Origin of the sequence: Arthrobacter sp. MYb229, assembly GCF_002975405.1 — a bacterium.
Taxonomy (GTDB): Bacteria; Actinomycetota; Actinomycetes; order Actinomycetales; family Micrococcaceae; genus Glutamicibacter.
On the sequence record NZ_PCPS01000011.1, the window covers coordinates 25,226 to 38,431 of the forward strand.

The following is a 13,206-nucleotide window of genomic DNA, read 5'->3' on the forward strand; positions in this document are numbered from 1 at the left end:
CGGTTTCCCGGGACTTTTATCCTGCGGGAAACCGCCCTCTTTTGTGCTCAATGACCTTGGATTAGCACCGCGGACTGCCTGCTGCATCTGCAACGAGCAGCCCCAATATCCGGGTGAGCTCGCTGCGGTCCTCCGCACCGAGGCTCGCGAAGAATTCCTCGTGGCTTTGCTTGCGTTCGGCATGCAGAATTTGCAGCAGCTCGCTGCCCGACGCGGTCAGCGTGATCAAGCTGGCGCGGCGATCGGCGGGATCCGCGGTGCGTGTGGCTAGCTCCTTGGCGACCAGCTGGTCGATGACCTCGGTGGTGGAGCGCGGGGCAATGTGCAGCCTTTCGGCTAATTGCGAGTTGCGCATTCCCTCGGTTCCTTCGCGTCCCAGCAACATCAACGTTCGTACTTGATGCGGGGTGATGCCGTAGGGCGTGAGGGTATGGCGCCACTTGCCGCGAAGCAAACGCGAACTGCGGTTGAACAGGTCGACCAAGTCAGGGCCGGACTCTTGGGTAGGCATGGTTAAAGAATAGGGTGTTCTTCCCGACAAACTCAAGATGGAACCACATAGTGAGGTAACCTCTGTTATTCTGGTTTGTGAACACAGAGATAAATGGAGGTGCGCATGATTCCCATGGCAATGGGTGGCCCCGGCGGCGGGCGCCCGGGGGATGCAAAACAGGATAAGGAATGGCTGGCGGAGCATCCGGTCTCGCTGCACCGGGTGGCCGGGCTTTTTCGCCCGCACCTGAGAACCGTCATCGTGGTGATATTGCTGATCGTGGCCTCATCGCTGATTGGGCTGGCGCAACCATTTATCGTCCGTGAACTCATTGACGTGGCTATTCCCGAGCAGGACGTCAAGCTATTGCTGGCGCTGGCTGGCGGGCTGGTCCTCATTGCCTTGATCAACGCGGTGCTCGGCGTGATTCAAACGTGGCGAGCGACCCTGATGGGCCAGAAGGTGATGCATGGATTGCGCACCGGACTGTTCGCCCACCTGCAGAAGCAGTCCCTGGCCTTTTTCACCAATGCTCGCTCGGGGGAGGTGCAGTCTCGGCTGACCAATGACGTCGGCCAGATGCAGTCGGTGATCACCAACTCGGCGACTTCGATCGCTTCAAATCTGACCACCGTGGTGGCCACCGCTTGCGCGATGGTAGCCATTTCCTGGAAGTTGAGCCTGATCTCGCTGGTGGTCCTGCCGCCGGCCATCATCCTGGCCAGGCAAACCGCCAAGCTGCGGCGCAAGATCACCGGAGCGCGGCAGCGGGAAATGTCCACGCTCACCTCGATTATCGAAGAACGCTTGAGCATCTCCGGAGTTCGCCTGGCCAAGGTGATGGGTACCGGCACGCTCGACGCGGAGCAGTTCACCGACTCCAGTTCGAAGCTCATCGATCTGGAGATGCGTAGCGCTTTGGCCGGTCGCTGGCGCATGGCCGCGATGTCGATCATCTTCGCCGCGGTGCCGGCGGTGCTCTACATCGTGGCCGGGCTTCCTGTCACCGGGGAGGGCATGAGCATCGGCACCTTGGTGGCCTTTACCGGACTGCAGGCCGGGATCTTCCGCCCGGTGCTGGGGCTGATGAGCATCTCCATCCAGTGGGTCTCGGCGATGGCGCTATTCAGCCGAGTCTTTGAATACCTCGATGCCGATCAGGCGCTCCCGGTCCCGAAAAACCCGCGCCAGCTCGTGGCCAGCGAGGTGCGCGGAGAACTGGAACTCAAGGATGTGAGCTTCCGCTATCCCGGGGCGCGCACCGATACCTTGCGGGACCTCAACCTCAAGCTAGCGGCCGGTACGATGACTGCAGTCGTGGGCGCCACCGGTTCGGGCAAATCAACGCTGGGCTCATTGCTGCCGCGGCTCTTGGATCCGAGCTCTGGCAATGTCACCTTGGACGGCGTGGATCTTCGCGAGGTGAAGCCGCAAGAGATCGCCGCGGTGGTCTCCATGGTGGCGCAGGAAAGCTATCTGCTGCATACCAGTGTGCGCGAGAACCTGCTCTGGGCCGCACCGCACGCCAGCGAGGGAGAATTGTGGGCAGCCTTGGAGGCGGCGCAGATTGCGGAGCTGATTCGCGGGCTGCCCGAGGGGCTGGATACCCGCGTCGGGCAACGCGGCCACCGCTTCTCCGGCGGTGAACAGCAGCGGCTGGCGATCGCACGCACCATGCTGCGCAGACCCAAGGTCCTCGTCCTGGACGAGGCAACCAGTGCCCTCGATACGGTGACCGAGGCGCTGGTGCAGCAGGCCCTGGATCAATTGGCCTTTGGGCGCACCACGCTGCTGATTGCGCACCGGCTGAGCACGGTGATGCGCGCAGATCAGATCGTGGTGCTCGATGAGGGGCAGATTATTGAGGCCGGGAGCTTTGCGCAGCTGGTGGAGCTCGACGGTAAATTTGCCCGCCTAGTGAGCAATAGCGAGTTCGCCCAGCAGCCGGGCTAGTCGCATTGCGGCGTGGTTGGTGCGTGCGGTGCGATTGCGGCTAAAATTTTAGGCAACGCAGTATCCAGAGCGGCATGTTCCGCTGGCGTGAGCGAATCGAACAGCGTTTGGCGAATGAATTCAACGTGCTTCGGAGCCGCTTCGCGAATCGCCTGCCAGCCGAGTTCGGATAAGCCGATCTGGTGGCCGCGGCGATCCGAGGCATCTGAGCAGCGGGTAATCAGGGACTTGGCCTCCATGCGGCGCAAGAGGTGCGAGAGCCGGGAGCGGTCCCAGCGCAGCTCCTCGGCCATCTCGGCGGGGCGAAGCGAGGACTCTTCGGCTTCGGAGAGTACCGCGAGGACCGAGTATTCGCCGGACTGCATGGCGGAGTCCTGGGTGAGTTGACGATCCATGGCGCTGGGGAACTGCCAGAGGAACTCGCGAATGGTCCGCCAGAGGTCTTGCTCGCGGTCGTTGAGCCAGCGGGTATTTTCGGTTCCCATGTTTTCTATTCTCCTGAAGCGGTAAATGCTGCGGGGCACGCCAGCAAAGTTGTTGACACATCAATTATCTCGTGTAATGTAGTTTTTAGCAAGATTTGATGACGTGTCAACCATAAAGGTTGGGCGTACCACCACTTAGGGGAGCAAAAACATGCTGAAGATCGCTATCATTACCGGTTCCACCCGCCCAGGACGCAATAACGCTGGAGTGGCGCAGTGGGTGCTCGAGCAGGCGCAGCAGCGCAACGACGCAAGCTACGAGCTGGTGGACATCGCCGACTTCAACCTGCCGCTGCTGGACGAGGCCTTCCCGGCCGCGTACCAGAACTACCAGAACGAAGCCACGAAGAACTGGTCGGCAAAGATCGCCGAATTCGACGGCTACATCTTCATCACTCCGGAATACAACCACTCGATCGCACCGGCCCTGGCTAACGCACTGTCCTACCTGAACGCGGAATTCTCCAACAAGGCAGCCGGAATTGTCGGCTACGGCTCGGCCATGGGAGCGCGTGCGGTGGAACACCTGCGCGGCATTCTTTCCGAACTGCAGCTGGCCCACGTGCAGAAGACCGGCATGTTCTCGCTGTTCACCGACTTCGAAAACTTCTCCGTCTTCAAGCCGACCGAACAGTCCGCCGCCTCGGTCCAGCCGATGTTCGACCAGCTGATTTCTTGGACGACCGCCATGAACACCGTACGCGCCGGTGCCATGGCCAACGCCTAAGTTTTCATCAAGAGAACCGCGAGAAGCTGGCAGTCAAACTTTTCGCGGTTCTGCGCAAATGACTACTTTTAGCCAACCCAGCGAGTTAGCCTGAGAGCTAAGAGCCGCACAGGAACTACGCCAAAAGCTTCAAGGGGAGAAATGACCAAAGAATTTTCGACCAAGGGTGCCTACGTCACCGGAGGCGAATTCAGCCGGGATACCAATTACATCCAGGACCGCATCGTGGCAGATCCGCGCCCCGAAGCTTTTGCCGCTGGTGTGCCCAATAGCTCGATCGGCCACCCGCAGGCCGGACTCGGCGACGGGGCGCAGCTGTGGCCGGTGGAAGCCGGGCGCTACCGCCTCGTGGCCGCACGTGCCTGCCCCTGGGCCAACCGCACGCTGATTGTGCGCCGCCTCCTCGGCCTGGAGGACGCGATATCGGTCGGCCTGCCCGGCCCAACCCATGACTCGCGCAGCTGGACCTTCGATCTGGACGCTGGCGGCAAGGACCCGGTGCTGGGTACCGAGCGTGTGCAGGAAAACTACTTCAAGCGATTCGCGGACTACCCGCGCGGCATCACCGTCCCGGCAATCGTGGATATTCCCACCGGTGCAGTGGTGACCAACGACTACCCGCAAATCACCTGGGACATGTCGACGCAATGGAAGGAATTCCACCGCGAAGGCGCGCCGAATCTGCTGCCCGAAGATCAGCTTGAACAGATGCTGCCCCTGATCAAGCGCATCTTCACCGAGGTGAATAACGGCGTCTACCGCGCCGGATTCGCCGGCGACCAGCAGGCCTACAACGATGCCTATGACCGGCTCTTTGACGCGCTGGACTATCTCGAAGAGCGTCTAGCAACCCGCCGCTTCCTCATGGGCGACCACATCACCGAGGCCGATGTGCGCCTGTTCACCACGCTGGCCCGCTTCGACCCGGTCTACCACGGTCACTTCAAGACCAACCGCAACAAGCTGATCGACATGCCTAACTTGTGGGGCTACGCCCGCGACCTGTTCCAGACCCCAGGGTTTGGCGATACCACCGACTTTGAGCAGATCAAGGCGCACTACTACGTGGTTCACGAAGACATCAACCCCACCGGGATCGTGCCGAAGGGGCCGGAGCTGAGCAACTGGCTCGAAGCCCACGGGCGCGAAGAGCTGGCGGATTCCGGACCGTTCCTCGACGGTACCGCACCGGGCGAGGTGCGCGCCGAAGAGCGTGTGGCCGCGGGGCATAACCCGATGTATCCGGCCTGAATGAATCGAAGGCAAACCCGCTGAACCGACGCATCGAGAGGTCCTGGCAATGTCCCGGCGAGAACTCACGGAGTTTTCACCGGGTCATTGCCCGTTAAAAAACGAACATGGCACACCTGGTCATCTGCACTTGTGGGGTGGACATGGCAGGATTATTCATATGACGATCATTGCGGCAGCTGACGGTTCTGCACTCGGTAACCCAGGACCTGCCGGTTGGGCCTGGTATATCGACCACGAAAACTGGGGAGCCGGGGGCTGGGACCACGGAACCAACAACATGGGCGAGCTTCAAGCCGTGCTCGAGCTCTTCCGCGCCACGGCCAAAGAACCCGAAACCGAACTGAAAATCCTGTGCGATTCCCAGTACGCCATCAACTGCATCACCAAGTGGATGCCGGGATGGAAGAAAAAGGGCTGGAAGAAGTCCGACGGCAAGCCGGTGCTCAACCAGGACATTCTGCGAGAACTAGACGCGGTGATCGTTGGACGCAAATACACCTTTGAATGGGTCAAGGGCCATGCCGGCCACGAACTCAACGAGGAAGCCGATGACCGGGCCCGAGCCGCCGCCACCGCACATCAAAGCGGGAAGGACCCGGACGCCGGGCCCGGCTATACCGGCTCCTCGGGCACGATTGCTGGCAACGAACCGGGCCAAGCCCCGCCTCCGGTGGTTGAGGCCGCCGCCGAACCAGCCGTGGACGTGGCAAGCACCGTCTTCGAATTGGAGCAGGGTCTGCTCGACGCGCAGGTGCGCGCGAACTTCACCGAGGTCAGCGATTTTCTGCACCCGAGCTACCAGGAAGTCTGCCGTGACGGTTCGCTGCTGGATGTCTCCACCGTGCGCTCGATCCTCGACGCCGGCGGCGCGCTTCCGGCCACCGGTCCGGTGCAGCTGCTCACCGCGCGTCCGCTGGATTCCAAGCTGGTGCTGATCGCCTATCGGATGAGTCCGGAAGGCTCGCAGGTTTTGGTCTGCTCCTCATGGTGGCAGCAGACGGATCGGGGCTGGAAATTGCGTTTCCGCCAGGAAACAATCGAGAGCCGCGCTTAGCTTTTTCCCCTTTCGCACTAGTGTTAGTTGACAAGCAGCAAGCACTTTAAGGATTTTCATGGATTCGGTCATTACAGAAGATTTCGCGCCCCTCGCCGAAGCGCTTGACGCCCGAGCGGCGGAAGAAGAGGGCTATTCGGCCCAGCTCGCGATTTATCACCGCGGGCAGCTGGTGCTCAGCCACGCGGTCGGCGAGCATCTCGCCGGCGACGCGGTGACCTGCGTCTTCTCCTGCACCAAGGGCCTGGGTGCGCTGGTCATCGCGATGCTGATTCAGGACGGCTTGCTCGATCCGGCCAAGCCGATCGGAACCTACTGGCCCGAATTCGCCAGCGGCGGCAAACAGCGCCTGACCCTGGGCGAAGTACTCAGCCACCAAGCCGGCGTGCTCGGCGTCCCCGGGGGAGTTCCAAGCGAGGTTCTGCTCAACTCGGCCGAATACGCCAAGGTGCTGGCCTCCATGCCGAGCATCTGGCCGCAGGGACAGAATATCGTCGGCTACCACGCCATCACCATGGGTGTACTCATGGAAGAACTGGTACGCCGGGTCACCGGCCAGGAACTCAAAGAAGTCTACGAACAGCGCATCCGCAAGCCGCTGGGAGTCGACGCCTTCATCGGCCACGGCGCAGAACTCGAACCGCGCTACCGCGACGTGCTGCCCGCGCTGGATGAAGCACCTGCCTTCATGGACCCGTTCTCGCCGTCCGGGCTCTCGGTCAACTCCACCTCGGGCTTCGCCCTGGAATCCGGACCGGTGTACAACTGGCACGAACTGGCGAACTCGCCACAGGTCCGGCAGCTGGGGCCTGCCTCCATGGGCGCGGTGGCCAACGCCCAGGCGCTCGCCGGGATCTACGCCGCGTCCTTCGGCGCGGTGCCGGAGCTCGGCGCCACCGAGGGGCTGCTCAGCGCAGATACCTGGGCCGAGGTTTCCACCGAACTCGTCTACGGACCGGACCGCACCAACGGTCAGTTGCAGGCCTTCGCCGTCGGTTTCATGAAACCCACCGCGCGCAAGGACTACGGCTCGATCTTCGCCTATGGGCATGACGGGGCGAATTCGTCGCTGGCCTTCGCCGACCCGGCCTACCAGCTGGGCTTCGGCTACATCCCTTCGCGCAATGAAGGAGAAAAGGATATCTCGACCGGCGTGCGCCTGAGCCAGCTGGCCCGCCAGCTCATCTTGGCCAAGGGAGCGAAATGAAATTCCTTGCATTAGGGGATTCCTTCACCGAAGGTGTCGGAGATATCAGCATGGTGCGCCCTAACCGGGTGCGCGGTTGGGCCGACCGGGTGGCCGAGGTGCTGGGCACCCAGGGCGACTGGGAATACGCGAACCTTGCCATTCGCGGCAAGAAGATCTCCCAGGTCATCAACCAGCAGCTCGACGCCGGGCTGGCGTTGGAACCCGACCTGGTGACCATCTATGCAGGGGGCAACGACATTCTGCGCCCCAGCGCCGATCTGGACGCGCTCATGCGCGGTTATGACGGGATGGTCCGCCGATTTGCCGAGTCCGGCAGCACCGTGGTGCTGTTCACCGGGTTCGACACCGTGGATTCCCCGCTATTCAACAAGACCCGTCCGCGGACCGCCATCTACAACGAGAAGATCCGCGAAATCGCTGACACCCATGGTGCGCTGGTGGCCGACTACTGGCGCTGGCGGGAATTCTCGGACCTGCGCTACTGGGCGGGGGACCGGCTGCATATGAACGAATTCGGCCACGCATTGATGGCGCGAAAGGTGCTCGAACTGCTCGGCAGGCACGGCATCGTTGAGCCCGAATGGGCCGGGCAGATCAATCTTCCGGGGTTGCCGCAGCTGCCGGTCAACTCCCGGGGCGAGAGATTACGCGAGGATATGGGCTGGGTGAAGGAGCATTTGGGACCCTGGATCAAGCGCCGGCTGACGGGCACGTCCTCGGGAGACTCCTTGCCAGCGAGATATCCCGCCTATGTAAAACTCGCTCAAGGCTCCAGTGCAAGTTAATTTGTGAATCGAACCGAGCCGCCGGTCTTGGATAGAAGCATGCGGTGCAGGTAAGATGGTGATGTGTTTTGGATCATCAGATCCACGGCACAGCCTTCGACGGATGGCGGGAGAGACCCGTTCACACCATGGATGGGCGCCGTAGGAGCAATTCCTCCCCAGGAAACTCTCAGGCCCCCGTACCGCCATCACGAGGCAACTCTGGAAAGAAACCGGCCCGTTCCGGTTCACCGAAGGTGCAAGCGCCCGGCTTTGTAGGTCGGATGCGTAAAACTCTCAGGTTATGCAACAGGGATGGGGAGGGACAGAGACCTTCCTTTGGCATGCGCCAAGACAGATCCCCCTGGAGATAACTGCACCATGACTATTACGCAGACCTCGGCATCAACGAGTAGCGAATTCGTGTCCCGCCACATTGGCCCACGTCCGGCCGATGCAAACCACATGCTCCAGACGCTGGGTTACTCCAGCCTCGACGAGCTGATCGACACCGCAGTTCCGGCCGACATCCGCCAGGGTGCGGCATTGGATCTTCCTGCTGCCCTGAGCGAAACCGAAGCGTTGGCTCACCTGCGCAACCTGGCATCCAAGAACGTGATGAAGACCCAGATGATCGGCCAGGGCTTCTACGACACCTTCACGCCAGCGGTGATTCGCCGCAACATCGTGGAAAACCCGGCCTGGTACACCGCCTACACCCCGTACCAGCCAGAAATCTCCCAGGGCCGCCTCGAAGCGCTGCTGAACTTCCAGACCATGGTCATGGACCTGACCGGCCTGCCCATCGCCAACGCCTCGATGCTCGATGAGTCCTCATCGGCGGCCGAAGCCGTGCTGATGATGCGCCGTTCGAATAAGAAGAAGGCCAGCGGCAAGACCGTGCTGGACTCGAACATCTTCCCGCAGACCATCAAGGTCATCGAAGGCCGCGCCGACGCGCTCGGCTTCGAAATCGAAGTTGTTGACCTCTCCCAGGGTCTGCCGGAAGGCGACATCTCGGGTATCGTGCTCCAGCAGCCGGGCAACGACGGCTCGATTGCCGACCACAAGCAGATCATCGCCGCCGCCAAGGACGCCGGCGCGATGGTCACTGTCATCGCCGACCTGCTCTCGCTGACCATGATCACCCCTCCCGGTGAACAGGGCGCGGATATCGCAGTGGGCAACACCCAGCGCTTCGGGGTGCCGCTGTTCTTCGGCGGACCGCACGCTGCCTACCTCGCCGTCGGCGCGGGCCTGCAGCGCTCGATGCCCGGGCGCCTGGTCGGTGTCTCCACCGATGACGCCGGCACCCCCGCCTACCGCCTGGCACTGCAGACTCGCGAGCAGCACATCCGCCGCGAGAAGGCCACCTCCAACATCTGCACCGCACAGGCGCTGCTGGCCATTTGCGCCTCGATGTATGGCGTCTACCACGGCCCGGCGGGCCTGAAGCAGATCGCGACCCGGGCGCACAACCACGCTCGCGTCATCGCCAGCTCGCTGGTTTCCGGCGGCTTCACCCTGGCGTCCGACTCCTTCTTCGACACCGTTGTGGTCAACGTCGAGAACGCGGAAGCGGTCATCGCCAAGGCGGCCGAAGCCGGCATCAACCTGCGCAAGGTTTCCGAAACCCAGGTGGGCATCTCCACCGATGAGGCAACCACCGCGGATATCGTGCGCACCCTGGTCGAGGTCTTCGGCGTTGAGCTGTCCGTACCGGAGGGCTTCGAGATCCCCGAGGCGCAGGTGCGCACCAGCGCCTACATGACCCACCCGATCTTCAACACCATCTCCTCCGAGACCCAGATGATGCGCTACCTGCGTCGCCTCTCGGACCGCGACCTGGCGTTGGACCGCACCATGATCCCACTGGGCTCATGCACCATGAAGCTGAACTCGGCCGCCGAGATGGAATCCATCACCTGGCCGGAGTTCGCCACGATCCACCCCTACGTTCCCGCCGAGCAGTCCATCGGCTGGCGCGAACTGATCACCGACCTTGAAGGCCGGTTGACCGCCATCACCGGTTACGCCGGCATCTCGATCCAGCCCAACGCCGGCTCGCAGGGCGAATACTCCGGGTTGCTTGCCATCTCCGGCTACCACGCCTCGCGCGGCGAATCCCAGCGCAACGTCTGCCTGATCCCGGCTTCGGCCCACGGCACCAACGCGGCTTCGGCCGTGCTGGCAGGGATGAAGGTCGTCGTGGTGAAGACCGCAGCGGACGGCACCATCGACGCAAACGACCTGGATGCCAAGATCGAGGCCAACAAGGACGTCTTGTCGGCCATCATGATCACCTACCCATCCACCCACGGGGTCTACGACGCCGACGTGCGCGAGGTCTGTGACAAGATCCACGCCGCGGGCGGCCAGGTCTACATCGACGGCGCGAACATGAACGCCCTGGTGGGCCTCGCGCAGCCGGGCCAGTTCGGCGGCGACGTCAGCCACCTGAACCTGCACAAGACCTTCTGCATCCCGCACGGCGGTGGCGGACCGGGTGTCGGCCCGGTCGCTGTCGCCGAGCACCTGGTGCCATTCCTGCCCGGCGACGCTTCGGGCAGCTACACCGAACGCGACGGTGTGCCGGTAGTGTCCACCGCTTTCGGCTCCGCCGGCGTGCTGCCGATCTCCTGGGCCTACATCGCGATGATGGGTGGCGACGGGCTGACCGAAGCAACCAAGACCGCGATCCTGAACGCAAACTACATCGCCAAGCGCCTGAACGAGTACTTCCCGATCCTGTTCACCGGCAACAAGTCCCTGGTGGCCCACGAGTGCATCCTGGACCTCCGCGAACTGACCGCGAAAACCGGTGTGACCGCAGAAGACGTGGCCAAGCGCCTGATCGACTTCGGATTCCACGCACCAACGCTGTCCTTCCCGGTCTCCGGCACCCTGATGGTGGAGCCAACCGAGTCCGAGGACCTGGCGGAAATCGAACGCTTCATCGAAGCGATGATCACCATCCACCAGGAAATGCAGGAAGTGCTGTCCGGGGTCTACACCATCGAAGAGTCGCCGCTGCGCAACGCACCGCACAGCGCCACCGCGCTGATCTCCAGCAATTGGGACCGCAAGTACAGCGTCGAGCAGGCCGCCTTCCCGGTAGCCAGCCTCAAGCGGGACAAGTACTTCCCGGCCACCGGGCGCATCGACGGCGCAGCCGGTGACCGAAACCTGATCTGCTCCTGCCCAGCTCCTGAAGCCTTCGAAGACTAGGACATCGCGATGACTGAGACAAGCACCGATATCAAGCACACCGCGCTGCACGGCAAGCATGCCGAGCTTGGCGCTTCGTTCACCGACTTCGGCGGCTGGGATATGCCGCTGAAGTATGGTTCGGAACTTGCCGAGCACAAGGCCGTGCGTTCCACCGCGGGCCTGTTCGACCTGTCCCACATGGGCGAGGTATGGCTCACCGGTCCCCAGGCCGGCGAGGCGTTGAACACCGCGCTGGCCGGCAACCTGTCCATCATGAAGGTCGGCAAGGCGAAGTACTCGCTGATCCTCAACGAAGCGGGCAAGATCCTTGACGACTTGATCGTCTACCGCCTCGGCGAAGAGCGCTTCCTGGTCGTGCCAAACGCCGGCAACGCGCCGGTTGTGGCGGCCGCACTGGCCGAGCGCGCAGCAGGTTTCGACGTCGTGGTGGATGACGCCTCGGCACGCACCTCGCTGATCGCCGTACAGGGCCCGAACGCCGAGGCGATCGTGGCATCGCTGGCGGCCGATGAGCAGACCGCAGCCGCGGTGCAGGAACTGAAGTACTACGCGGCCATCGAAGTGGTTCTCGGCGGAATCGACGTGCTGCTGGCCCGCACCGGGTACACCGGCGAAGACGGCTTCGAGCTGATCATCGCCAACGAAGACGCCGCCGCCATCTGGGACAAGACCGTCGCAGCCGGCACCGGCCACGAACTGGTCCCTTGCGGGCTGGCTTCGCGTGACTCCCTGCGTCTGGAAGCCGGCATGCCGCTCTACGGCAACGAGCTTTCCGTCGAGCGCACCCCCTTTGACGCCGGCTTCGCACCGGTGGTGTCCTTCAAGAAGACCGAGAACTTTGTCGGTCGCGAAGCGCTGGAGGCACTGCGCGGACAGACACCGCCACGCAAGCTGGTGGGCCTGAAAGGTCTGGGCAAGCGCGCCGGCCGAGGCGGGTACGCCATCGTCAAGGATGGGGCGACCATAGGTGAGATCACCTCCGGCCAGCCATCGCCGACCTTGGGCTACCCGGTAGCACTAGGCTACGTGGATGTTGCATTTAGTGAAGTGGGAACCGAGCTAGATGTCGACCTTCGTGGCAAGACATTGCCATTTGTGGTCGTAGAACTGCCGTTCTACACCCGAGCAAAGTAACGTTTAACCTAAGCGGGCGTTCGTAAGACGCCCACCATTTCCCTTGGGAGAGGAATTATCGTGAGTAAAGTTCTTTCATCGTTGCGCTACTCGGCCGAGCACGAGTGGATCGATGCAGCATCGCCAGCCAAGATCGGTATCACACAGATCGCCGCCGACGCTCTGGGCGATGTGGTCTACGTTGACCTGCCAGAAGTTGGCGACACCGTCACCGCGGGCGAGACCTGTGGCGAAGTCGAGTCCACGAAGTCGGTTTCCGACCTGTACTCGCCAGTGACCGGCACCATCGTCGAGATCAACCAGGAAGCTGCAGACAATCCTGCAATCCTGAACGAAGATCCATACGGCAACGGCTGGCTGTTCACCGTTGAAGTTGAGTCCGAAGGTCCGCTGCTTTCGGCAGCAGACTACGCCAGCGCGAACGGTGGAAACGTCGAGTAATGAGCAACAAGACTTTTGAATCCCTAGCCCCTGCATCATTGACTCAGTCCCTGGCGCAGCTCGATCCTGAGGTTGCCCAGCGGATCGATGCCGAGCTCGCTCGTCAGCAGCGTGGTCTGGAGATGATCGCTTCGGAGAACCATACCGCGCAGGCTGTGATGCAGGCGCAGGGTTCGGTGCTGACCAACAAGTACGCCGAAGGCTACCCGGGCCGCCGTTATTACGGTGGTTGCGAAGAGGTTGACGTTATCGAGACGTTGGCGATTGAGCGTTTGAAGGCTCTGTTCGGTGCGGAGTATGCCAATGTGCAGCCGCATTCCGGTGCGCAGGCCAATGCGTCGGTGTTCCACGCGCTGGTGCGCCCGGGCGATACGGTCATGGGTCTGAACTTGGCTCATGGTGGTCACCTGACCCACGGGATGAAGATCAACTTCTCGGGTCGTCTCTTTAACATCGTTCC

At 62.3% G+C, this 13,206-nt stretch carries 11 protein-coding genes, 1 pseudogene and 1 riboswitch; of the genes and pseudogenes, 10 read left to right on the forward strand and 2 right to left on the reverse strand.

Features of this window, described 5'->3' with window-relative positions; genetic code table 11:
• Positions 1 to 61 precede the first annotated feature (61 nt).
• A complete protein-coding gene (locus CQ019_RS17820) occupies positions 62 to 511 on the reverse strand; it encodes a MarR family winged helix-turn-helix transcriptional regulator (protein ID WP_176484060.1) in 450 nt (149 codons plus the stop codon).
• 105 nt (positions 512 to 616) lie between these two features.
• Here CQ019_RS17820 and CQ019_RS17825 point away from each other — a divergent pair, with 105 nt between their 5' ends.
• Positions 617 to 2,446, forward strand: coding sequence for an ABC transporter ATP-binding protein (locus tag CQ019_RS17825; RefSeq protein WP_105570299.1), 1,830 nt, complete (start codon positions 617 to 619; stop codon positions 2,444 to 2,446).
• On the opposite strand, the gene CQ019_RS17830 is transcribed toward CQ019_RS17825, so the two are convergent.
• The gene (locus CQ019_RS17830; protein WP_105570300.1) at positions 2,443 to 2,931 is read right to left on the reverse strand and encodes a MarR family winged helix-turn-helix transcriptional regulator; all 489 of its coding nucleotides are present in this window, start codon (positions 2,929 to 2,931) and stop codon (positions 2,443 to 2,445) included. The two genes, CQ019_RS17825 and CQ019_RS17830, sit on opposite strands and share 4 nt — an antisense overlap.
• A gap of 151 nt (positions 2,932 to 3,082) precedes the next feature.
• On the opposite strand from CQ019_RS17830, the gene CQ019_RS17835 reads away from it, so the two are divergent.
• The 9 genes and pseudogenes from CQ019_RS17835 to CQ019_RS17875 form a co-directional block, all read left to right on the forward strand.
• Entirely contained in the window at positions 3,083 to 3,658 is a 576-nt protein-coding gene (locus CQ019_RS17835) for an NADPH-dependent FMN reductase (RefSeq protein WP_105554547.1), read from the forward strand.
• A 141-nt stretch (positions 3,659 to 3,799) separates the two neighbouring features.
• Positions 3,800 to 4,909, forward strand: a complete 1,110-nt coding sequence (locus CQ019_RS17840; protein ID WP_105570301.1) for a glutathione S-transferase family protein — start codon at positions 3,800 to 3,802, stop codon at positions 4,907 to 4,909.
• Between the two features lie 160 nt (positions 4,910 to 5,069).
• Positions 5,070 to 5,966, forward strand: coding sequence for a ribonuclease HI family protein (locus CQ019_RS17845; protein ID WP_105570302.1), 897 nt, complete (start codon positions 5,070 to 5,072; stop codon positions 5,964 to 5,966).
• 58 nt (positions 5,967 to 6,024) lie between these two features.
• Entirely contained in the window at positions 6,025 to 7,173 is a 1,149-nt protein-coding gene (locus tag CQ019_RS17850) for a serine hydrolase domain-containing protein (protein WP_105554550.1), read from the forward strand.
• Entirely contained in the window at positions 7,170 to 7,961 is a 792-nt protein-coding gene (locus CQ019_RS17855; RefSeq protein ID WP_096283233.1) for an SGNH/GDSL hydrolase family protein, read from the forward strand. The genes CQ019_RS17850 and CQ019_RS17855 overlap by 4 nt, the downstream gene beginning before the upstream one ends.
• Positions 7,962 to 8,058: 97 nt before the next feature.
• A riboswitch (glycine riboswitch) is annotated at positions 8,059 to 8,156 on the forward strand.
• Between the two features lie 165 nt (positions 8,157 to 8,321).
• Positions 8,322 to 11,168 (forward strand): aminomethyl-transferring glycine dehydrogenase, encoded by a 2,847-nt coding sequence (gene gcvP, locus CQ019_RS17860; protein ID WP_105554551.1) that lies wholly within the window; start codon positions 8,322 to 8,324, stop codon positions 11,166 to 11,168.
• Positions 11,169 to 11,177: 9 nt separating this feature from the next.
• Complete coding sequence (gene gcvT / locus CQ019_RS17865; RefSeq protein WP_105554552.1) at positions 11,178 to 12,305, forward strand: glycine cleavage system aminomethyltransferase GcvT; 1,128 nt, start codon at positions 11,178 to 11,180, stop codon at positions 12,303 to 12,305.
• 60 nt (positions 12,306 to 12,365) lie between these two features.
• Entirely contained in the window at positions 12,366 to 12,746 is a 381-nt protein-coding gene (gene gcvH, locus CQ019_RS17870) for a glycine cleavage system protein GcvH (RefSeq protein ID WP_096283236.1), read from the forward strand.
• Positions 12,746 to 13,206 (forward strand): annotated as a pseudogene (locus CQ019_RS17875) (serine hydroxymethyltransferase); the annotation flags it as partial. The gene gcvH and the pseudogene CQ019_RS17875, both read left to right, overlap by 1 nt.